This is a genomic window from Streptococcus sp. SO4, assembly GCF_030440055.1.
Taxonomy (GTDB): domain Bacteria; phylum Bacillota; class Bacilli; order Lactobacillales; family Streptococcaceae; genus Streptococcus; species Streptococcus nidrosiense.
This window is the reverse complement of sequence record NZ_JAQFJI010000008.1, coordinates 1-21,648: the sequence shown is the minus strand read 5'-3', so window position 1 is coordinate 21,648 and position 21,648 is coordinate 1. Positions and strand designations below refer to the sequence as shown.

The window sequence follows — 21,648 nt, the reverse complement described above, 5'->3', positions numbered from 1 at the left end:
TATAGAAAATTGGAGGAACCTGTTATGACAAACACACGTCGACTTTCGACCATTGCAATTTTATCAGCACTTTCATTTGTGTTGATGTACTTTGACTTTCCGCTTTTGCCAGCGGCATCATTTTTGAGGATTGAGTTCAGTATTTTACCGGTCCTTGTGGGCTTGGTAGTCTTGGATTTACCAGCAGCTTTTGGAGTGCTTTTCCTTCGGTCCTTGTTGAAAATCCTTCTGAACAATCAAGGGGTTAGTACCTATATTGGTTTACCGATGAATATTGTTGCCTTGGGAGTCTTTGTACTTGCTTTTGGTTTGATTTGGAAAAAAGAGCGAACAACCATGCGTTTCGTCCTAGCTTCACTAGCTGGTACGCTTGGTTTAACTCTAGCTATGCTAGTTCTAAACTATGTTTATGCTGTTCCTTTGTACGCTAAGTTTGCTAATTTTGATATTGAGAAAATCTTAGGATTGAGCAACTATCTGATGACTATGGTCTTGCCTTTTAATCTGATTGAAGGTATTATATTTGCCATCTCTTTCTGGTTGTTGTTTGTCCTTTTGAAACCAACTTTAAAATACTATGAAAGATAAACAAACATTTATGATGAAGGGCTCTTTTGCCCTTTTACTTTTTATGATTATTGGCTATATTGTCAAATTTTATCCAGAAATGCTGGTCAGTTTTGATCAGCCGATTCAGACTGCCATTAGAGGTGATTTACCTGAGACCTTAACGCTTCTTTTTCGGGCAATTACGCACTTAATTGACATCCCAGTCATTATTAGCTGGGTTTTAATTGTAGCTTTTGTATTTTATCGTAAGCAATGGAAGATGGAAAGTTATCTCATGTTGGGAAATCTAGCTTTAGCTGGAATCTTAATCGTAACTTTTAAAAATATCTACCAACGACCACGGCCAGAAATTCTACACTTGGTAGAAGAAAAAGGTTTTTCTTTTCCAAGCGGACATTCTCTGGCAGTAACGATTATGGTTGGAACTTTGATTGTGATTTTGAGCCAAAGGATTAAGAATACAATCTGGAGAAAAATCGTTCAAATCTTGCTAAGTTTATACATCGTCAGTGTATTGGTATCAAGAATTTATCTGGGAGTTCACTACCCATCAGATGTGATTGCCAGCCTTTGTGTAGGCCTAGGAGTTTTGTTTATGGAGTTTCCTTTCTATGATAAACTGCGTTTTCAATGGCGCTTCAAAGGAAAGCAGAAGTAGGCATTAACCCTTCTTGAGGAGGAAGAAATGGAAGTCAACATAAAAGATCTTCATCCGAGTCAACTATACTTATCAGAAAAGAAATTACAAAATATCCAGATGCTTTATCAATCGGTAGAAAAGCACAATATCAATCCAATCAGTGTTCTTGCATTTGGAGATTATTTGTTGATTACAGATGGGCATCACAGGGCTTATCAGGCTTTATTGATAGGCCAGAATACGATTTCTGCTGAGTGGGATAGAGATGGAGGTGATGAACTATATCATCTCTATGCGCAGGCTTGTGAGAAAAGAAAGATATACTCTGTTCTGGATTTAAAAGATCATATCTTACCTCAAGATGAGTATGAAGCAAAATGGTATAACTGGTGTGATGGTTTTAATCAAGCAGCGGAGCTGGTATTAGGATTAGAAAATGATGACAAAAATCATTCAGATAGATGATTCCTTGCGTCTAGTTCCCTATTTTTTAGCGGATCATCATGATGCAGCTTTGGCCTGGTATCAAGATGTGGATTTGGTGGAACTTGTAGACGGTATTAGAATACCTTATAGTCCGGAAAAATTAAATGCCATGTATTCCTATTTAGAAAGACACGGGGATTTGTTCTGGATTGAGTTTCGAGAAAAGGGAGAGTGGCTTCCAATTGGGGATGTCACCTTATCTCAGGAGAATCTTCCTATTGTGATCGGCAATCCAACTTATCAACATCAGGGACTTGGACGCAAGGTATTGAAGACTTTGATTGATCTAGCTCGTCAAAAGGGTTGGAAACAATTGAAAGTTCAAGAAATCTATACTTTCAACCGTATCTCTAGAAGATGTTTTGAGTCTCTTGGATTTGTGGAAAGTGGTACTACTGAAAATGGAGTGAGTTTTGTACTGACTTTGATTGAATGAATTCACTCCATCGTGGTAGAAGATTCTGAAGATTGATTTCACTAAAAAAGTGTAACAAAAAGAAATATCAAAAATAAAAATTTCTCTTGCATTTTTTTTAAAATAGTGTATAATGGATAGGTATGTATAAAGCATACTTGTGGGAGGTAAAAATCTCTAAATTACCGCCAAAACCACAAAGGAGGATTTAAAAATGGCTAAAAAAGTCGAAAAACTTGTAAAATTGCAAATCCCTGCTGGTAAAGCTACACCAGCTCCACCGGTTGGACCTGCTCTTGGTCAAGCTGGTATCAACATCATGGGATTCACAAAAGAGTTCAACGCTCGTACTGCTGACCAAGCTGGTATGATCATTCCAGTTGTTATCTCAGTATACGAAGACAAATCATTTACTTTCGTTACAAAAACACCACCAGCTGCTGTTCTTTTGAAAAAAGCTGCAGGTGTTGAAAAAGGATCAGGTACACCTAACAAAACTAAGGTTGCTACAGTTACTCGTGCACAAGTACAAGAAATTGCAGAAACTAAAATGCCAGATTTGAACGCTGCAAACATTGAGTCTGCAATGCGTATGATCGAAGGTACTGCTCGTTCTATGGGATTCACTGTTGTTGACTAATCAATAACATCCCTATATAACCCGCAAGACTTCATCATTTCGAGAAGTGACGTGGGAGATGAAAATCGATTGAACCACTTACAAGGAGAATAGAAAATGGCTAAAAAAAGCAAACAACTTCGTGCTGCTCTTGAGAAGATCGACAGCACAAAAGCATACAGCGTAGAAGAAGCTGTAGCTCTTGCAAAAGAAACTAACTTTGCAAAATTTGATGCAACTGTAGAAGTTGCTTACAACTTGAACATTGACGTTAAAAAAGCTGACCAACAAATCCGTGGAGCAATGGTATTGCCAAACGGTACTGGTAAAACAGCTCGCGTTCTTGTATTTGCACGTGGTGCAAAAGCTGAAGAAGCAAAAGCTGCTGGTGCAGACTTCGTTGGTGAAGATGACCTTGTTGCTAAAATCAACGACGGTTGGTTGGACTTCGACGTAGTTATCGCTACACCTGACATGATGGCTCTTGTTGGACGTCTTGGACGTGTCCTTGGACCTCGTAACTTGATGCCAAACCCTAAAACTGGTACTGTAACAATGGATGTTGCTAAAGCAGTTGAAGAGTCTAAAGGTGGTAAAATCACTTACCGTGCAGACCGTGCAGGTATCGTACAAGCGATCATCGGTAAAGTTTCATTTGAAGCTGACAAGTTGGTTGAAAACTTCAAAGCATTCAACGAAACAATCCAAAAAGCTAAACCAGCTACTGCTAAAGGAACTTATGTAACAAGCTTGACAATCACAACTACTCAAGGTGTTGGTATCAAGGTTGACGTTAACTCACTTTAATTAGTAAAGAATCAAAAGGTTGGGACATTTTGTCTCAACCTTTTTCTATTCAAAAAATATAAATACGTATAAACTTTCTAATCTATTTGATATTGTAAAGTATCTAGATAGAAAATTCAGAAAATTTGCTCTTTTCTCTTGAAAATTTTTGAAAAAATGGTATGATAGTAACAAGCTATTTTTAAGAGAAGAGAAAGGGGAACGATGGAGAAAATCATTTTAGACTCACCTAAGACGGGATCGGATCTTGTTTTGGAAACACTTCGCGACTTAGGAATCGACACGATTTTTGGTTATCCTGGTGGAGCAGTACTTCCTTTATATGATGCTATTTATAATTTTAAGGGAATCCGCCATATTCTAGGTCGCCATGAGCAGGGCTGTCTTCACGAAGCTGAAGGTTATGCTAAGTCAACAGGAAAACTGGGTGTTGCAGTCGTCACAAGCGGACCAGGAGCTACAAATGCCATTACAGGGATCGCAGATGCTATGAGCGATAGTGTTCCCCTTTTGGTCTTCACAGGACAAGTTGCAAGAGCGGGAATCGGTAAGGATGCTTTTCAAGAAGCTGATATCGTTGGTATCACCATGCCAATCACTAAGTACAATTATCAGGTTCGAGAAACAGCAGATATTCCACGTATTATTACAGAGGCGGTACATATTGCGACCACAGGTCGTCCGGGACCAGTCGTCATTGACCTACCAAAAGATGTTTCTGCGCTTGAGACAGACTTTATTTACTCTCCAGAGATAGATTTACCAAGTTATCAGCCAACACTTGAGCCAAATGATATGCAAATCAAGAAAATCTTGAAGCAATTGTCTAAGGCTAAAAAACCAGTCTTGCTAGCTGGGGGTGGGATTAGTTACGCTGAGGCTGCGGCAGAGTTAAATGAATTTGCAGAGCGTTATCAAATTCCAGTTGTGACAAGTCTTTTGGGACAGGGAACAATTGCAACTAGCCATCCACTGTTTTTGGGAATGGGCGGAATGCATGGTTCCTTTGCAGCTAACATTGCCATGACAGAAGCAGATTTTATGATTTCTATTGGTTGTCGTTTTGATGACCGTTTGACTGGAAATCCTAAGACCTTTGCTAAGAATGCAAAAGTAGCGCATATTGATATCGATCCTGCAGAGATTGGTAAGATTATCGCAGTTGATATTCCAGTTGTTGGAGATGCGAAAAAGGCTTTGCAACAGTTACTAGCTGAGCCGATCGTTCGTAACAATACTGAAAAGTGGATTGAAAAAGTTACCAAAGATAAGAATCGTGTTCGTTCTTATGATAAGAAAGAACGAGTTGTACAACCCCAAGCAGTTATTGAACGTATCGGTGAGTTGACCAAGGGAGATGCCATTGTCGTAACAGACGTTGGACAACACCAAATGTGGACGGCACAATACTATCCTTACCAAAACGAGCGTCAATTGGTAACATCAGGTGGACTAGGAACTATGGGATTCGGAGTCCCAGCAGCTATTGGTGCTAAGATTGCCAATCCAGATAAAGAAGTTGTTCTCTTTGTCGGTGATGGTGGTTTCCAGATGACCAATCAGGAATTAGCAATCTTAAATATTTACAAGATTCCAATCAAGGTCATCATGCTTAACAACCACTCACTTGGAATGGTTCGCCAGTGGCAAGAAGCCTTCTATGATGGTCGAACGTCTGAATCAGTCTTTGATAGCCTTCCAGACTTCCAATTGATGGCTCAAGCCTATGGGATTAAGAATTATAAATTCGATAATCCTGAAACCTTAGAGAAGGATTTGGAAGTCATCATGGAAGATGTACCAATGTTTATCGAGGTAGATATTTCTAGAAAAGAGCATGTTTTACCGATGGTACCAGCTGGTAAGAGTAATCATGAGATGTTGGGGGTGAAGTTTAATGCGTAGAATGTTAACAGCCAAACTTCAAAACCGTTCAGGTGTTCTCAATCGCTTTACAGGAGTCTTATCGAGACGCCAAGTCAATATCGAAAGCATTTCTGTTGGTGCAACGGAAAATCCAAATGTATCACGAATTACCATTATCATCGATGTTGCCTCACATGATGAAGTGGAGCAAATCATCAAACAACTTAATCGTCAGATTGATGTGATTCGCATTCGTGATATCACGGATCAGCCCCACTTAGAACGAGAAGTAATTCTAATAAAGGTTTCAGCGCCTGCTGAAAAACGTGCAGAAATTTTGGCTATTATCCAACCTTTCCGTGCAACAGTAGTCGATGTAGCTCCAAGCTCCATTACCGTTCAGATGACTGGGAATGCAGAGAAGAGTGAAGCCTTAATTCGAGTGATTCGACCATATGGTATTAAGAATATCGCTCGTACGGGTGCAACTGGATTTACCCGCGACTAAAAATCCAACCTCAATTTGTTAAACTAGCCTAATAGGCAATAAAAATAGAAAAGAGAGAAAAAACTATGGCAGTTCAAATGGAATACGAAAAAGATGTAAAAGTAGCAGCACTTGACGGTAAAAAAATCGCCGTTATCGGTTATGGTTCACAAGGTCATGCTCACGCTCAAAACTTGCGTGATTCAGGTCGTGATGTCATCATCGGTGTACGCCCAGGTAAATCTTTTGACAAAGCAAAAGAAGATGGTTTTGATACATACACAGTAGCAGAAGCAACTAAATTGGCTGATGTTATCATGATCTTGGCTCCAGACGAAATCCAACAAGAATTGTACGAAGCAGAAATTGCACCAAACTTGGAAGCTGGAAATGCTGTTGGGTTTGCACATGGTTTCAACATCCACTTCGAATTCATCAAAGTTCCTGCAGATGTTGACGTCTTCATGTGTGCTCCTAAAGGGCCAGGACACTTGGTACGTCGTACTTACGAAGAAGGATTTGGTGTTCCAGCACTTTACGCTGTCTACCAAGATGCTACAGGAAATGCTAAAGACATCGCTATGGACTGGTGTAAAGGTGTTGGTGCAGCTCGTGTAGGTCTTCTTGAAACAACTTACAAAGAAGAAACTGAAGAAGATTTGTTTGGTGAACAAGCAGTACTTTGTGGTGGTTTGACTGCCCTTATTGAAGCTGGTTTTGAAGTCTTGACAGAAGCTGGTTATGCTCCAGAATTGGCTTACTTTGAAGTTCTTCACGAAATGAAATTGATCGTTGACTTGATCTACGAAGGTGGATTCAAGAAAATGCGTCAATCAATTTCAAACACTGCTGAATATGGTGACTATGTTTCAGGTCCACGTGTAATCACTGAACAAGTCAAAGAAAATATGAAAGCAGTTCTTGCGGACATCCAAAATGGTAAATTTGCCAACGACTTTGTAAATGACTACAAAGCTGGACGTCCAAAATTGACTGCTTACCGTGAACAAGCAGCAAACCTTGAAATTGAAAAAGTTGGTGCAGAATTGCGTAAAGCAATGCCATTTGTCGGTAAAAACGACGATGATGCATTCAAGATCTACAACTAATTTTTAAGAATATAAACAGAAGGCGAGTTGGGGGGAACCTAACTCGTTTTTTATCTTGAAGACTCATCTAGGAGGAGATTATGCTAAGTGCAAAAGATGTGGTGAAAGCCCACAAGGTTTTGAGTGGTGTAGTAGCCAATACGCCACTTGACTACGATCATTATTTATCCGAAAAATACGGAGCGAAAATTTATCTTAAAAAGGAAAATGCTCAACGTGTCCGTTCTTTTAAAATTCGTGGGGCTTATTACGCAATTTCCCAATTGACAAAAGAGGAACGTGAACGTGGTGTAGTGTGTGCTTCAGCGGGAAATCACGCTCAAGGAGTTGCCTACACATGTAATGAGATGAAGATTCCTGCAACAATCTTTATGCCAATTACGACACCTCAACAGAAAATTGGTCAGGTTCGTTTCTTTGGAGGAGATTTTGTTACGATCAAATTAGTAGGGGATACTTTTGATGCTTCAGCCAAGGCTGCTCAAGACTTTACCGTAGCTGAAAATCGTACTTTTATTGATCCCTTTGATGATCCCTATGTTCAAGCTGGTCAGGGGACAGTAGCCTATGAAATTTTAGAAGAAGCTCGTAAAGAATCTATTGAATTTGATACTGTCTTGGTACCTGTTGGAGGCGGAGGTCTCATTTCAGGTGTTTCTACTTATATTAAAGAGACAAATCCTCAGATTGAGGTCATTGGAGTAGAGGCTGAAGGTGCTCGTTCTATGAAGGCTGCCTTTGAAGCTGGAGGACCGGTTAAACTTAAAGAAATTGATAAGTTTGCGGATGGAATTGCAGTGCAAAAGGTAGGACAGTTGACCTATGAAGCAACACGCAAACATGTAGAAACTCTTATCGGAGTAGATGAAGGCTTGATTTCTGAGACCTTAATTGATCTCTACTCTAAACAAGGTATCGTAGCAGAACCTGCGGGTGCTGCTAGTGTTGCAGCTCTAGAAGTATTATCCGATTATATTAAAGGCAAGACTATTTGTTGTATCATTTCTGGAGGGAATAATGACATCAACCGTATGCCAGAGATGGAAGAACGTGCCTTGATTTATGATGGTATCAAGCATTACTTTGTAGTGAATTTCCCACAACGCCCGGGAGCACTTCGAGAGTTTGTAAATGATATCTTAGGACCTCATGATGATATTACTCGTTTTGAATATATCAAACGAGCTAGCAAGGGAACTGGTCCAGTACTAATAGGGATTGCACTTGCTGATAAACATGATTATGCGGGATTGATTCACCGGATGGAAAAATTCGACCCGTCTTATATTAACTTGAATGGGAATGAGACCCTATATAATATGCTTGTTTAATATGCTATGAAATTTTTATCATATTATTTGCCTAACCTATTTACTAGTGCTATAATGTAAGTGAAGAAAGGGGGAGATTCCCATGGTTTTAAAAGTTATACTTGTTCTAATTATTCTAATGCTTATTGTAGGAGCTATATTAATGAGCTCAATCTATGTTGTTCGACAACAATCAGTAGCTATCATTGAACGATTTGGTAAGTATCAAAAATTGAGCAATAGTGGTATTCACCTAAGAGCACCATTTGGAATTGATAAAATTGCAGCTCGTGTACAACTACGTCTCTTGCAAAGTGAAATCGTTGTGGAAACCAAGACTCAAGATAACGTATTTGTGACGATGAATGTTGCGACACAGTACCGAGTAAATGAACAAAATGTTACAGATGCTTACTATAAACTAATGAGACCTGAGGCTCAAATCAAATCTTATATTGAAGACGCATTGCGCTCATCAGTTCCTAAGTTAACTTTGGATGAATTGTTTGAGAAAAAGGATGAAATTGCATTAGAAGTTCAAAAACAAGTAGCGGAAGAAATGTCAACGTATGGGTACATTATCGTCAAAACGCTCATTACCAAAGTAGAGCCGGATGCGGAAGTCAAGCAATCGATGAATGAAATCAATGCTGCTCAACGTAAGAGAGTAGCAGCACAAGAATTGGCCGAAGCAGATAAAATTAAGATCGTAACAGCGGCCGAAGCAGAGGCAGAAAAGGATCGCCTACATGGTGTGGGGATCGCAGAGCAACGAAAAGCAATTGTTGATGGACTTGCTGATTCTATTAAAGAGTTAAAAGGAGCCAATGTTGAATTAACTGAAGAGCAAATCATGTCAATCTTGTTAACTAACCAGTATTTAGATACATTGAATAATTTTGCAGAAAAACAAGGTAATAATACAATTTTCTTACCAGCAAATCCTAACGGAGTTGAAGATATACGAACCCATATATTATCGGCTTTAAAAGCTAAGTAAATGTAATCTTAACGTCTTATTTGATTGGATATATGTTTTTTTATTGACAAATGCCATAAAAACGTATACAATTAAATATCGTAAAGAATAAAATAGGAGAAAAACATGGCTAAGACTAACTTTGAAAAAGTAGAATCAGTTGTTAGCTGGGTTCGTGATAAGAAGATCACTGGTTATCGTATTTCTAAAGAAACGAATGCACGTGAAATGTCTATCATTGCTCTAGCTCAAGGACGTGCAAAAGTTAAAAATATTTCCTTTGAAACAGCCCTTGGATTAATTGATTTCTATGAAAAAAATCATGAAAAATTTGAAGATTAATCTTTGGATACAAGCAGACTCTAATTAGGGTCTGCTTTTATTTATGGAACGGCGAAATAGCCATGCTATGACCTACTAAACAAATCTATCTGTTAGAATGAACTAGGTTGACAGGGAGCTGAGTGATCTCATACTCTTCGAAAATCAAATTCAAACCACGTCAGCTTCGCCTTGCCGTACTCAAGTACAGCCTGCGGCTCGCTTCCTAGTTTGCTCTTTGATTTTCATTGAGTATCACTCATGAAAATCAAATAAAAGATTAGGAATATAGCTACAAGCAATACTTGCTCAGGAAACAGAAGAAGGGATAAAGCTGATTTTTAAAGTATATAAAAAGAGGTCGGGATAAAAAACTCCGACCTTGATTTTTATATTCTTATGTTCATGAGCCTTTGACTCAATGTTGATTGGGGATTGAATAGGAAAACAACTCTTGGTTTAAGAGGTTTATTCAACCACTTTTGTCTTAACCTAAATAGCGTTGTAAAAATTCTCTTGTACGTTCCTCTTTAGGATTTGTAAATAAATCTTCAGGTTTGCCTTCTTCTGCAATCACACCTTTGTCCATAAAGATGACACGGTGTGATACGTCACGAGCAAATTCCATTTCGTGGGTTACAACGATCATTGTCAATCCTTCTTGAGCTAGTTCTTGCATGATTTTTAGAACTTCACCGACCATTTCAGGATCAAGGGCTGAAGTAGGTTCGTCAAAGAGAATGGCATCAGGATTCATTGAAAGTGCACGAGCAATGGCGACTCGTTGCTTTTGACCACCAGAAAGTTGTTTTGGTTTAGCTTGCCAGTAGCGCTCTCCCATTCCAACTTTTTCAAGGTTTTCTTTAGCAATTTTCTCTGCTTCTGATCGTTCACGTTTGAGGACAGTTGTCTGTGCAACAATCGTATTTTCAAGAACGTTGAGATTTTCAAAGAGGTTAAAGGATTGGAAAACCATGCCTAGTTTTTCACGATAGTGAGTGAGGTTATACCCTTTTTCAAGGACGTTTTCACCGTGATAAAGGATCTCACCTTCAGTTGGTGTTTCGAGAAGGTTGATAGAACGTAGGAAAGTTGATTTACCACTACCGGAACTACCGATGATAGAAATCACTTCTCCTTTATGAATAGTGAGAGAGATGTCTTTTAGGACCTCGTTTTGCCCGTAGGATTTTTTGAGGTGTTTGATTTCAAGGATTGGTTGACTCATTATTTCAAATCCTCCGTTTGCATTTGGTTAGCACCTGTTGTATAAGTATCCATATCCATACGTTTTTCGATGAAGCGTAGGATACGCGTTACTGTGAAGGTGAGGACAAAGTAGATAACTGCGATGATGGTAAAGGTTTGGAAGTACTGGTAGGTTTGTGTTGCTACTGTATTTCCTGAGAAGTAAAGTTCTACAACAGAGATAACGTTCAATACAGAAGTATCCTTGATGTTGATGACGAACTCATTACCAGTTGCTGGTAGAATATTTCGAACAACTTGAGGCAAAACAATCTTACGCATGGTCTGGTTATGAGTCATACCAAGTGCAGTTGCTGCTTCAAATTGTCCCTTATCAACAGCTAGGATACCACCACGGACGATTTCAGTCATGTAGGCACCAGTGTTGATCGAAACGATAAAGATAGCAGCTAGCGTACGGTCTAGGTTGATCCCGAAAGCTTGAGCAGTTCCATAGTAGATAACCATAGATTGTACAATCATAGGAGTTCCACGGAAAATTTCGATATAGATATTGAGAATCCAACCGATTAGTTTTTGAATGCCGAAAATAAATTGATTTTCTGATAGAGGTGCCGTACGGAAGACCCCGATAGCAAGACCGATAGCGAGACCAACGATAGTACCGATAATTGAAATGAGAAGGGTAATACCAGCACCACGCAAGAGTTGCTGCCAGTTTTCAGTCAGAATTTTAGCGACTTGGCCAAAGAAATTACTGTTGCTTTCTTCTGTCGTTGTAGATTCTGCAGGTTGCTCTTTGATCATACGATCCATGAGAGCAACTTGTTCATCCTTAGAAATGGTTTCGATACTAGCATTGATTTGGCTAATACGTTCGTCGTCTTTACGAAGACCGATAGCGATAGAGGTATCCTCTTCTCCAGTTTTAAAACCAGGTTCAGGCTGAATCATTTTGAACTTTGCATTTGCTGACTCAGCAGTTAGGGCTTCTGGTCGTTCAGAAACATAGGCATCAATGACACCAGCTTCAAGAGCTTGACGCATTTGTGCGAAATCACCCATGGCAGTTTCTTTTTTAGCGCCTGGAATTTGAGAAATCAAGTCGTAAAGGTAAACACCTTGTTGAGAAGTGATTTTTGCTCCGCTAAAGTCCTCTAGTGATTTGGCGTTTGCATAGGCAGAATCCTTTTTGACCAAAAGTACTGGTTCGCTAGTATAGTAGCTGCTTGAAAATGCAATTTCTTGTTTGCGTTCAGCAGTTGGGCTCATACCTGCAATGATCATATCAATCTTACCAGAAGTAAGGGCTGGAACAAGTCCTTCCCACTTGGTTTTAACAACCAAGGGCTCTTTACCTAGGTCCTTAGCAATCTTTTTAGCTATTTGGACGTCGTAACCATTAGCATATTGGTTGGTTCCATCGATTTTGACAGCACCGTTACTGTCATCATCTTGAGTCCAGTTAAAGGGTGCGTAGGCTGCCTCCATACCGATGCGTAAATATTCATCGGCTTGGACCTGGCTAACTAGTCCTAAAGTAAGGGCTAGGCTAGCAAGGATAGTTAAGCATAATTTTTTCATGATTTCTCCTATTTCTAGTCTAAAATTGCTTCTCTCTATTGTATCGAAAAAGCGGAACTTTTTCAATCTTAGTAAACCCTTACTTGTAAAAAATGATATAATAGTGAAAAACTTGAAAGGGAGTATACGATGAAAAAAAGATGGCTATTTACTTTGGTGTTTGCCTGTTTGCTATTGCTACCTCGCCTGGTTTTTGCTGTAGACTTTGATATTCTATCTTATAAGGGAGATTTGAATATTCATGCAGATAATACAGCAGTTTTCCAACAAACAATCACCTATCGTTTTAAAGATGATTTTAATGGTCAATCGGTTGGACTAGGAAAAGCAGGGAAAATGCCAGAAGGCTTTGAGATTGATGATGATCCAACTGTTCTAGTATCAAAGAATGGAGAAATTATAGAAGATGCACTTTCCTACACAAAGAAAAATGAGAAAGGCTATCAAGTAATCATTTTAAATCCTGGAAAAGCTGGAGACACTGTACGTGTAACCATTACCTGGCAATTGAAAAACCTTCTTTTCTTGTATCAGGATATTGCTGAGCTGAATTGGCAACCACTGACAGATAGTTCAGGAGACATCAAAGACTTAGAATTTCGAGTAACTTCAGATAGTCCGGCAGAGAAATTCTTTTTTCATACAGGCAAACTCCTCAACGATGGAAGTGTCGAAAAAGTAAACGATATTTATCGGGTGAAGATGAAAAATCTTCCTAGAAAACGTCAAGTTGAGCTACATGCCTATTGGCCCAGGGAGGATTTCTCGGTAGCTCCAAGCCAAGGACTGGAAGAAGAGCGTTTAAAAGATTTCAAAAAAATTGAGATAGAAATAAAAGCTAACAAAGTGCAAGCCAGTCTCATGATAAAGTGGATTTTTCCAATAATCTTTATTGTGTTATTGATGATGACTATCATGTATTATCGAGCATTTCGTAAACATACGACGCTCAAAAAGGTATATTCCAAGGATCATCGACTTTACGAACCGCCAATGGATCTACCTCCAATGGTTTTGGCGGAGGCTATTTACTCTACCTCCCTAGAGGAAATCAGTCCCTTGAATAAGAAGAAGTTTGGCAAATTCTCTTTTGAACGATTGCTTCAGGCGACTTTGCTAGACTTAGTTGATCGAGGGCATTTATCCATTTTTCAGGGTGAGGAGGAACCGTGTTTGAAAATCAATAGTGAAAAAGGCTTGTCGAATTTTGAAAAAGAATGTTTGCGGATGACTCTCTCAACTAGTAAAGAACTGGCTCTTTCAGACCTTTTCCCAGAGTATCAAGTTTCTTCAGGACTATTCCATGGAGCTAAGGAAGCTGATGAGCAGCATATTCGAGAATTCGGCTTGCATCTCAAGCGTTCCTTCGAGAGACGGCTTGAACGCATGCAAAGTTGTGTTCGAGACAAGGTAAAAATTCTACGTCTTCCAAGCTATTATCGTCCTTTGACTGATAAAGAAAATAGTTTTGTGAATGGGATGAAAGTCTGTTCAGCTATAACAGGTTTATTTGGCCTTCTTATTTTCTATTATAGTCTGCGAACACGTGGTTATTTTTCACTTCCTTTACTTTCCCTAGGATTAATAGGGTTACTTGCCAGTGCCTTAGTTCATTTTGTGACTCGAGGTCCATCTCGTGATGGAGTCTTAAATGAAGAGGGGGCAGAAGCCTATTACCTTTGGACAAGTTTTGAAAATATGCTTCGAGAGATTGCTCATCTTGATAAGGCTGAACTAGAGAGCATTGTACTGTGGAACCGTCTTTTGGTCTATGCAACTCTGTATGGATACGCAAAGAAAGTGAATAAAATCATGAAGCTCCACAATATTCAACTTGAAAATGAAACTATGAATCTTTATGTATCTTGTGGATGGGATAAACAGTTTCATACATCTGCTGCTCACATTAATCAATACACTTCGGTCGCAAATACAGCAAGTACTTTCTCTGTATCATCCGGAAGCGGTAGCTCTGGTGGAGGTTTTTCAGGCGGTGGCGGTGGTGGAAGTATTGGTGCTTTCTAAAGAAAACTCAACACAGCCTTTAAAAGTATGATATAATGGAGGGTAGAAAAAGGAGTAATCTATGTATTTTTTTGAAATTTTAAAATCGATCTTTTTTGGGATTGTTGAAGGAATTACGGAATGGTTGCCGATTTCAAGTACTGGTCACCTGATCCTAGCGGAAGAATTTGTCCAATATAAAGACCAAAGTGAAGCCTTTATGTCTATGTTTAACGTGGTTATTCAACTTGGTGCAATCTTAGCCGTTATGGTTATCTACTTTAACAAACTTAATCCTTTCAAACCAGGGAAAGATAAAGTTCAAGTTCGTAGAACTTGGCAATTATGGTCGAAAGTATTTGTTGCGACTTTACCTCTTCTCCTTGTCTTTAAGTTTGATGATTGGTTTGATACCCATTTCCACAATATGGTTTCAGTAGCCATTATGTTGATTGTTTATGGGGTTGCCTTTATCTATCTTGAAAAACGTAACAAAGCGCAAGCGATTGAGCCAACAGTCACAGAGCTAGACAAGTTGCCTTATAAAACAGCCCTCTATATCGGACTTTTCCAAGTCTTGGCTCTTTTACCTGGGACTAGCCGTTCGGGCGCCACTATCGTTGGTGGTTTGTTAAATGGAACTAGTCGTTCGGTGGTAACTGAGTTTACCTTCTACCTAGGAATTCCTGTTATGTTTGGAGCTAGTGCCTTGAAGATTTTTAAATTCATCAAGGCAGGAGAAGTTTTGAGTTTTGGTCAATTCTTCTTACTCTTAGTAGCCATGGTAGTCGCTTTTGCAGTCAGCATGGTTGCTATTCGTTTCTTGACCAGCTATGTTAAAAAACATGACTTTACGATGTTTGGTAAATACCGCATTGTTCTTGGTAGTGTCTTGCTACTTTATAGCTTTGTACGATTATTTGTATAAGAAAAAAACCTTGAGGGAAGATTCCTTCAAGGTTTTAAAATCCAGTCACAGTGACACCCAATAAGCGAACGTCTTTATCTTTATCTGTCAGAGATTCGTAAAGTTGGATAGCCATTTGTGAAATAGTTTCAGCATCTTGGATCTTTTGAGATAAGCTTTTCCGCTTAGTCATTGTAGAAAAGTCAGCATAGCGGATTTTTAAAATAACAATCTTTCCAGATTTTTCATGTTTTTGAAGACTCAGGGCAACTCTTTCCGAAAGGAGAGTTAGCTCTTTTTTGATATCCTCTTCTAGATTGAGAATTTTACTATAAGTTTTTTCTTTTCCAATAGATTTACGAATGCGATTGGATTTGACGGGAGAATTATCAATGCCACGAGCTTTGCGATACAGGTCAAAACCGAGTCGACCAAAACGATCAATGAGACTAATTTCAGAAATTTTTAAAAGATCAGCACCTGTAAATACCCCCATTTGATGCAATTTCTCAACTGTTTTCTTACCTACACCGTGGAATTTAGCGATATCCATTTGTTTGAGAAAATCTTCAGCTTCATCAGGGAGAATAACTGTCAGGCCTCGAGGTTTTTGGTAATCGCTGGCTATTTTAGCTAAAAACTTATTATAAGACACACCAGCAGAAGCAGTCAAATGAAGTTCTTGCCAAATATCTTGTTGAATTAGTCGAGCGATTTTAACAGCGGACTTGATACCGAGTTTATTTTCAGTCACGTCTAGATAAGCTTCATCGATACTCATAGGCTCGATCTTATCCGTATAACGTTTGAAAATAGCTCGAATCTGTTGACCGACCGTAGTATATTTTTCGTAGTTTCCAGAAATGAAAACGGCTTGCGGGCAACGTTCATAGGCTTCTTTAGAACTCATAGCTGAGTGGATGCCAAAGACTCGCGCTTCATAGCTACAGGTAGAAACAACTCCTCGACCACCAGTTTTTCTAGGATCACTACCAATCACAACTGGCTTCCCTTTAAGTTTGGGATTGTCTCGAATTTCAACAGCAGCAAAAAAGGCATCCATGTCAATATGGATGATTTTACGAGATAAATCATTCATTAGTGGAAAAATTAACATGGAAAAACCTCTCAGTACTAGTTTGTTTAATTTTATTATACTCTTTTTCTGAAAAAATGAAAATCAAATAACCTCTTTCAAAAATATAATACAGTTCGCGGGATATTTTGGACTGTATTAGAAAAGAAAGTATTAAAAAAGTGAGTTTTTAGTTGTTGAAATCGTTTACTGTGTGTTATACTGAATACATGAATGTAACAGATGACTGTTACTAGAAAGAAAAAAGAGGAATTAACATGGTTGTTAAGACAGTTGTTGAAGCACAGGACATTTTTGACAAAGCTTGGGAAGGCTTTAAAGGTGTTGACTGGAAAGAAAAAGCAAGTGTATCACGCTTTGTACAAGCAAACTACACTCCTTATGATGGAGATGAAAGCTTCCTTGCAGGACCAACAGAACGTTCACTCCACATCAAAAAAATCGTAGAAGAAACTAAAGCACACTATGAAGCTACTCGTTTCCCATACGATAACCGTCCAACTTCTATCGCAGGAATTGATGCTGGATACATTGATAAAGAAAATGAATTGATTTATGGTATTCAAAATGATGAACTCTTCAAATTGAACTTCATGCCAAAAGGTGGTATCCGTATGGCTGAAACTACTTTAAAAGAAAATGGTTTTGAACCAGACCCAGCAGTTCATGAAATCTTTACAAAATATGTGACAACTGTAAATGATGGTATCTTCCGTGCCTACACTACAAATATTCGTCGTGCTCGTCACGCTCACACAGTAACTGGTCTTCCAGATGCATATTCACGTGGACGTATCATCGGGGTTTATGCTCGTTTGGCTCTTTATGGTGCTGATTATTTGATGGCTGAAAAAGTAAGTGACTGGAATGCTATCACTGAAATCGATGAAGAATCTATCCGCCTTCGTGAAGAAATCAACCTTCAATATCAAGCATTAAAACAAGTTGTTGAATTAGGTGACCTTTATGGTGTAGATGTACGTCGTCCAGCATTTGACACAAAAGAAGCTATCCAATGGACTAACATTGCATTCATGGCAGTTTGTCGTGTTATCAATGGTGCCGCTACATCTCTAGGACGTGTACCAATCGTGTTGGACATCTACGCAGAACGTGACTTGGCTCGCGGTACTTATACAGAATCTGAAATTCAAGAATTTGTTGATGATTTCGTAATGAAACTTCGTACAGTTAAATTTGCTCGTACAAAAGCTTACGACGAATTGTACTCAGGTGACCCAACCTTCATCACAACTTCTATGGCTGGTATGGGTAACGACGGTCGTCACCGTGTTACTAAGATGGACTACCGTTTCTTGAACACTCTTGACAATATCGGTAACTCTCCAGAACCAAACTTGACAGTACTTTGGACTGACAAATTACCTTATAGCTTCCGTCGTTACTGTATGCACATGAGCCACAAACACTCTTCAATCCAATACGAAGGTGTAACAACAATGGCTAAAGATGGATATGGTGAAATGAGCTGTATCTCATGTTGTGTATCTCCACTTGACCCAGAAAACGAAGAACAACGTCACAACATCCAGTACTTCGGTGCTCGCGTTAACGTTCTTAAAGCTCTTCTTACTGGTTTGAACGGTGGTTACGACGATGTTCATAAAGACTACAAAGTATTTGACATCGAACCAATCCGTGATGAAGTTCTTGAATTCGAATCAGTTAAAGCTAACTTTGAAAAATCTCTTGACTGGTTGACAGACACGTACGTAGATGCTTTGAACATCATCCACTACATGACTGATAAGTACAACTACGAAGCTGTTCAAATGGCCTTCTTGCCAACTAAACAACGTGCTAACATGGGATTCGGTATCTGTGGATTCGCTAACACTGTTGACACATTGTCAGCTATCAAATACGCTACAGTTAAACCAATCCGTGATGAAAATGGCTACATCTACGATTACGAAACAATCGGTGAATACCCACGTTGGGGTGAAGATGACCCACGCTCAAACGAATTGGCAGAATGGTTGATCGAAGCTTATACAACTCGTCTACGTAGCCACAAACTATACAAAGATGCAGAAGCTACAGTATCACTTTTGACAATCACATCTAACGTTGCTTACTCTAAACAAACTGGTAACTCACCAGTCCACAAAGGTGTATACCTCAACGAAGATGGTTCTGTGAACTTGTCTAAACTTGAATTCTTCTCACCAGGTGCTAATCCATCTAACAAAGCTAAAGGTGGATGGTTGCAAAACTTGAACTCACTTGCTAGCCTTGACTTTGGTTATGCAGCTGATGGTATCTCATTGACAACTCAAGTTTCACCACGTGCCCTTGGTAAGACTCGTGACGAACAAGTTGATAACTTGGTAACAATTCTTGATGGTTACTTTGAAAATGGTGGTCAACACTGTAACTTGAACGTTATGGACTTGAACGATGTTTATGATAAAATCATGGCAGGTGAAGATGTTATCGTTCGTATCTCTGGATACTGTGTAAATACTAAATACCTCACTCCAGAACAAAAAACTGAATTGACACAACGTGTCTTCCACGAAGTTCTTTCAATGGACGATGCTTTGAGCTAAGATTCATAAATAATAAATTAAAAACCAGTCACTTTGACTGGTTTTTTTGCTATAAAAAAATATTTTAAAAAATTTGGTCAAATTTGGTCAAATATCTTGACTATTACTGACCAAAGTGATAAACTAAGAACATAAGGATAAGGAAATCCTTAGAAAATCTTGATTTTAAGGTGATTATGTATTTCATCTTAAGATCAAAGTATGGGTAAAACCTAGAAAAGAGGTGCAACCTATGTTTAACATTAGTATTTTTAGAAGTCCAATCAGAAATTCTGTATTGGAAAAAGAAAAACCTGAAATTATACGTAGAGTAGCAAATTGCTAGTCTAAAATTTTTAAAACAAAGGTCAGAGAAAGTCAAAGTAATTTGACTAACTAATTTTGAAATTAAACGAGGTATAAAATATGAATAACAACTTTAACAATATGGATGATTTATTTAACCAATTGATGGGCGGTATGCGTGGATATAGTTCTGAAAATCGTCGTTACTTGATTAACGGTCGTGAGGTAACTCCGGAAGAGTTCGCGATTTACCGTCAAACTGGTCAACTTCCTAGTGAAGGAAGTGACCAAGCTCAATATGTTCAAGGTAAAGCTATGAAACAAGATGGTATTCTTGCGAAACTTGGACGTAACTTAACAGCTGAAGCGCGTGAAGGTAAGCTGGATCCGGTTATTGGACGTAATAAGGAAATTCAAGAAACATCTGAAATCCTTTCTCGTCGTACAAAGAATAACCCAGTTCTTGTCGGTGATGCTGGTGTTGGTAAAACTGCTGTAGTAGAAGGCCTTGCACAAGCTATTGTGAATGGTGACGTTCCAGCAGCAATCAAGAACAAAGAAATCATTTCTATTGATATTTCTGGACTTGAAGCTGGTACTCAATATCGTGGTAGCTTTGAAGAAAATATTCAGAACTTGGTAAAAGAAGTTAAAGAAGCTGGAAATATTATCCTCTTCTTCGATGAAATCCACCAAATCCTTGGTGCAGGTAGCACAGGGGATGGTCAAGGATCTAAAGGTCTTGCTGATATCTTGAAACCAGCTCTTTCACGTGGTGAATTGACAGTAATTGGCGCGACAACTCAAGATGAGTATCGCAACACTATTTTGAAAAATGCTGCTCTTGCTCGTCGTTTCAACGAAGTAAAAGTTAATGCACCATCTGCTGAAGATACTTTCAAGATTCTCCAAGGGATCCGTGATCTTTATCAACAACACCACAATGTTATTTTGCCAGATGAAGTTTTGAAAGCGGCTGTTGATTACTCTGTTCAATACATTCCACAACGTAGCTTGCCAGATAAGGCTATCGACCTTGTCGATGTGACAGCTGCTCACTTGGCAGCACAACACCCAGTGACAGATGTACATGCTGTGGAACATGAAATTGAAGAAGAAAAAGCTAAACAAGAAGCTGCAGCTGCTAAAGAAGATTACGAAGCAGCCCTTAATGCAAAAATTCGTATCGAAGAACTTGAAAAACAAATTGCCAACCATACTGAAGATCACAAGGTGACAGCGACTGTCAATGACGTAGCTGAGTCTGTAGAACGTATGACAGGTATTCCTGTTTCACAAATGGGTGCGACTGATATCGAACGTTTGAAAGACATGGGTCACCGTTTGCAAACTAAGGTTATCGGTCAAGATAAAGCCGTTGAAGCAGTGGCACGTGCTATCCGTCGTAACCGTGCAGGTTTTGATGAAGGAAATCGCCCAATCGGTAGCTTCCTCTTTGTAGGACCTACTGGCGTTGGTAAGACTGAGTTGGCTAAACAATTAGCTCTTGATATGTTCGGAACGAAAGATGCTATCATCCGTTTGGATATGTCTGAATACAGCGACCGTACAGCCGTTTCTAAATTGATTGGTACAACAGCTGGTTATGTTGGTTACGATGACAATAACAATACCTTGACTGAACGTGTTCGCCGTAATCCTTACTCAATTGTCCTTCTCGACGAAATTGAAAAGGCTGACCCTCAAGTGATTACTCTTCTTCTTCAAGTCTTGGATGATGGTCGTTTGACAGACGGTCAAGGTAATACTGTAAACTTCAAGAACACTGTTATTATCGCAACTTCAAACGCTGGTTTTGGTTATGAAGCAAACTTGACAGAAGATGCAGACAAACCAGAATTGATGGATCGTTTGAAACCTTACTTCCGTCCAGAATTCTTGAACCGTTTCAACGCTGTGATTGAATTCTCACACTTGAGTAAGGAAGATCTTTCTAAGATTGTTGATTTGATGTTGATTGATGTCAATAAGACACTTGCTAAGAAAGAAATCGACTTGGCAGTGAGCGATGCAGCTAAAGAATACATGACTGAAGAAGGTTATGATGAAGTCATGGGTGTTCGTCCACTACGTCGAGTAGTTGAACAACAAATTCGTGACAAAGTAACAGACTTCCACTTAGATAATTTGGATGCTAAACACCTTGAAGCCGACATGGAAGATGGTGTCTTGGTCATTCGTGAAAAAGCCTAAATCAAAGTTTTGCGAATCAAAAAAGGAACCAGCTGAAAAGCCAATGTCATTAAGTTAGTAATCTAACTATTTGAATAGGAGATAGGATTGAGATCATCAAAGTGATTCTCTATCCTATCTTCTATTTTTTTTGCATAACAAATAAAGGTTTTTTCACCCTATTTTTT

At 39.0% G+C, this 21,648-nt stretch carries 19 protein-coding genes; 16 read left to right on the top strand and 3 right to left on the bottom strand.

Annotation, left to right across the window (positions count from 1 at the left end; genetic code table 11):
* The first annotated feature begins 24 nt into the window (after positions 1-24).
* From PCY08_RS05885 to PCY08_RS05830, 12 genes are all read left to right on the top strand, one after another.
* Positions 25-588 (top strand): ECF transporter S component, encoded by a 564-nt coding sequence (locus tag PCY08_RS05885; RefSeq protein WP_000185852.1) that lies wholly within the window; start codon positions 25-27, stop codon positions 586-588.
* The gene (locus tag PCY08_RS05880) at positions 578-1,228 is read left to right on the top strand and encodes a phosphatase PAP2 family protein (protein WP_301559746.1); all 651 of its coding nucleotides are present in this window, start codon (positions 578-580) and stop codon (positions 1,226-1,228) included. The genes PCY08_RS05885 and PCY08_RS05880 overlap by 11 nt, the downstream gene beginning before the upstream one ends.
* Positions 1,229-1,255: 27 nt before the next feature.
* Positions 1,256-1,675 carry a ParB N-terminal domain-containing protein gene (locus tag PCY08_RS05875; RefSeq protein ID WP_301559745.1) on the top strand — a complete coding sequence of 140 codons (420 nt, stop codon included), beginning with the start codon at positions 1,256-1,258 and terminating at the stop codon, positions 1,673-1,675.
* Positions 1,650-2,132 (top strand): GNAT family N-acetyltransferase, encoded by a 483-nt coding sequence (locus tag PCY08_RS05870; RefSeq protein ID WP_301559804.1) that lies wholly within the window; start codon positions 1,650-1,652, stop codon positions 2,130-2,132. Before PCY08_RS05875 ends, PCY08_RS05870 begins: the two co-directional genes overlap by 26 nt.
* 193 nt (positions 2,133-2,325) lie before the next feature.
* Positions 2,326-2,751, top strand: coding sequence for a 50S ribosomal protein L11 (gene rplK / locus PCY08_RS05865; RefSeq protein ID WP_001085808.1), 426 nt, complete (start codon positions 2,326-2,328; stop codon positions 2,749-2,751).
* 96 nt (positions 2,752-2,847) lie between these two features.
* On the top strand, positions 2,848-3,537 hold the full coding sequence (gene rplA / locus PCY08_RS05860; protein ID WP_001085672.1) for a 50S ribosomal protein L1: 690 nt from the start codon (positions 2,848-2,850) through the stop codon (positions 3,535-3,537).
* A 204-nt stretch (positions 3,538-3,741) separates the two neighbouring features.
* Complete coding sequence (locus tag PCY08_RS05855) at positions 3,742-5,442, top strand: acetolactate synthase large subunit (RefSeq protein WP_301559744.1); 1,701 nt, start codon at positions 3,742-3,744, stop codon at positions 5,440-5,442.
* Positions 5,435-5,911, top strand: coding sequence for an acetolactate synthase small subunit (gene ilvN, locus PCY08_RS05850; protein ID WP_301559743.1), 477 nt, complete (start codon positions 5,435-5,437; stop codon positions 5,909-5,911). The genes PCY08_RS05855 and ilvN overlap by 8 nt, the downstream gene beginning before the upstream one ends.
* 65 nt (positions 5,912-5,976) lie before the next feature.
* A complete protein-coding gene (gene ilvC / locus PCY08_RS05845; RefSeq protein WP_045763621.1) occupies positions 5,977-6,999 on the top strand; it encodes a ketol-acid reductoisomerase in 1,023 nt (340 codons plus the stop codon).
* 80 nt (positions 7,000-7,079) lie between these two features.
* Positions 7,080-8,330 carry a threonine ammonia-lyase IlvA gene (gene ilvA, locus PCY08_RS05840; RefSeq protein ID WP_045763620.1) on the top strand — a complete coding sequence of 417 codons (1,251 nt, stop codon included), beginning with the start codon at positions 7,080-7,082 and terminating at the stop codon, positions 8,328-8,330.
* Positions 8,331-8,412: 82 nt separating this feature from the next.
* Positions 8,413-9,309: an SPFH domain-containing protein gene (locus tag PCY08_RS05835; protein ID WP_000243418.1), complete on the top strand. Its 897-nt coding sequence runs from the start codon at positions 8,413-8,415 to the stop codon at positions 9,307-9,309.
* A 105-nt stretch (positions 9,310-9,414) separates the two neighbouring features.
* The gene (locus PCY08_RS05830) at positions 9,415-9,630 is read left to right on the top strand and encodes a hypothetical protein (protein WP_001140700.1); all 216 of its coding nucleotides are present in this window, start codon (positions 9,415-9,417) and stop codon (positions 9,628-9,630) included.
* A gap of 466 nt (positions 9,631-10,096) precedes the next feature.
* Here the strand turns inward: PCY08_RS05830 and PCY08_RS05825 are convergent, their stop codons facing one another.
* Both PCY08_RS05825 and PCY08_RS05820 read right to left on the bottom strand, forming a co-directional pair.
* Positions 10,097-10,837 carry an amino acid ABC transporter ATP-binding protein gene (locus PCY08_RS05825; protein WP_000081949.1) on the bottom strand — a complete coding sequence of 247 codons (741 nt, stop codon included), beginning with the start codon at positions 10,835-10,837 and terminating at the stop codon, positions 10,097-10,099.
* A complete protein-coding gene (locus PCY08_RS05820; protein WP_301559742.1) occupies positions 10,837-12,402 on the bottom strand; it encodes an ABC transporter substrate-binding protein/permease in 1,566 nt (521 codons plus the stop codon). The genes PCY08_RS05825 and PCY08_RS05820 overlap by 1 nt, the downstream gene beginning before the upstream one ends.
* Positions 12,403-12,531: 129 nt before the next feature.
* On the opposite strand from PCY08_RS05820, the gene PCY08_RS05815 reads away from it, so the two are divergent.
* Entirely contained in the window at positions 12,532-14,427 is a 1,896-nt protein-coding gene (locus PCY08_RS05815; RefSeq protein ID WP_301559741.1) for a DUF2207 domain-containing protein, read from the top strand.
* Between the two features lie 61 nt (positions 14,428-14,488).
* Positions 14,489-15,334: an undecaprenyl-diphosphate phosphatase gene (locus tag PCY08_RS05810; protein WP_075227580.1), complete on the top strand. Its 846-nt coding sequence runs from the start codon at positions 14,489-14,491 to the stop codon at positions 15,332-15,334.
* A 34-nt stretch (positions 15,335-15,368) separates the two neighbouring features.
* Here the strand turns inward: PCY08_RS05810 and dinB are convergent, their stop codons facing one another.
* Positions 15,369-16,430, bottom strand: coding sequence for a DNA polymerase IV (gene dinB / locus PCY08_RS05805; protein ID WP_301559740.1), 1,062 nt, complete (start codon positions 16,428-16,430; stop codon positions 15,369-15,371).
* Between the two features lie 236 nt (positions 16,431-16,666).
* Between dinB and pflB the strand changes: the two genes are divergently transcribed.
* Together pflB and PCY08_RS05795 are read left to right on the top strand one after the other, a co-directional pair.
* A complete protein-coding gene (pflB, locus tag PCY08_RS05800; protein ID WP_045763615.1) occupies positions 16,667-18,982 on the top strand; it encodes a formate C-acetyltransferase in 2,316 nt (771 codons plus the stop codon).
* A gap of 405 nt (positions 18,983-19,387) precedes the next feature.
* Complete coding sequence (locus tag PCY08_RS05795; RefSeq protein WP_045763614.1) at positions 19,388-21,481, top strand: AAA family ATPase; 2,094 nt, start codon at positions 19,388-19,390, stop codon at positions 21,479-21,481.
* Positions 21,482-21,648 lie beyond the last annotated feature (167 nt).

Excerpts from the sequence above, each read along its gene's own strand:
- PCY08_RS05855 (WP_301559744.1), top strand. The coding sequence starts at position 3,742 with ATGGAGAAAATCATTTTAGACTCACCTAAGACGGGATCGGATCTTGTT.
- pflB (WP_045763615.1), top strand. The coding sequence starts at position 16,667 with ATGGTTGTTAAGACAGTTGTTGAAGCACAGGACATTTTTGACAAAGCT.
- PCY08_RS05825 (WP_000081949.1), bottom strand. The coding sequence starts at position 10,837 with ATGAGTCAACCAATCCTTGAAATCAAACACCTCAAAAAATCCTACGGG.
- PCY08_RS05885 (WP_000185852.1), top strand. The coding sequence starts at position 25 with ATGACAAACACACGTCGACTTTCGACCATTGCAATTTTATCAGCACTT.
- PCY08_RS05815 (WP_301559741.1), top strand. The coding sequence starts at position 12,532 with ATGAAAAAAAGATGGCTATTTACTTTGGTGTTTGCCTGTTTGCTATTG.
- PCY08_RS05820 (WP_301559742.1), bottom strand. The coding sequence starts at position 12,402 with ATGAAAAAATTATGCTTAACTATCCTTGCTAGCCTAGCCCTTACTTTA.
- ilvA (WP_045763620.1), top strand. The coding sequence starts at position 7,080 with ATGCTAAGTGCAAAAGATGTGGTGAAAGCCCACAAGGTTTTGAGTGGT.
- PCY08_RS05875 (WP_301559745.1), top strand. The coding sequence starts at position 1,256 with ATGGAAGTCAACATAAAAGATCTTCATCCGAGTCAACTATACTTATCA.
- PCY08_RS05835 (WP_000243418.1), top strand. The coding sequence starts at position 8,413 with ATGGTTTTAAAAGTTATACTTGTTCTAATTATTCTAATGCTTATTGTA.
- rplA (WP_001085672.1), top strand. The coding sequence starts at position 2,848 with ATGGCTAAAAAAAGCAAACAACTTCGTGCTGCTCTTGAGAAGATCGAC.
- ilvN (WP_301559743.1), top strand. The coding sequence starts at position 5,435 with ATGCGTAGAATGTTAACAGCCAAACTTCAAAACCGTTCAGGTGTTCTC.
- PCY08_RS05830 (WP_001140700.1), top strand. The coding sequence starts at position 9,415 with ATGGCTAAGACTAACTTTGAAAAAGTAGAATCAGTTGTTAGCTGGGTT.
- ilvC (WP_045763621.1), top strand. The coding sequence starts at position 5,977 with ATGGCAGTTCAAATGGAATACGAAAAAGATGTAAAAGTAGCAGCACTT.
- PCY08_RS05810 (WP_075227580.1), top strand. The coding sequence starts at position 14,489 with ATGTATTTTTTTGAAATTTTAAAATCGATCTTTTTTGGGATTGTTGAA.
- PCY08_RS05880 (WP_301559746.1), top strand. The coding sequence starts at position 578 with ATGAAAGATAAACAAACATTTATGATGAAGGGCTCTTTTGCCCTTTTA.
- PCY08_RS05870 (WP_301559804.1), top strand. The coding sequence starts at position 1,650 with ATGACAAAAATCATTCAGATAGATGATTCCTTGCGTCTAGTTCCCTAT.
- dinB (WP_301559740.1), bottom strand. The coding sequence starts at position 16,430 with ATGTTAATTTTTCCACTAATGAATGATTTATCTCGTAAAATCATCCAT.
- rplK (WP_001085808.1), top strand. The coding sequence starts at position 2,326 with ATGGCTAAAAAAGTCGAAAAACTTGTAAAATTGCAAATCCCTGCTGGT.
- PCY08_RS05795 (WP_045763614.1), top strand. The coding sequence starts at position 19,388 with ATGAATAACAACTTTAACAATATGGATGATTTATTTAACCAATTGATG.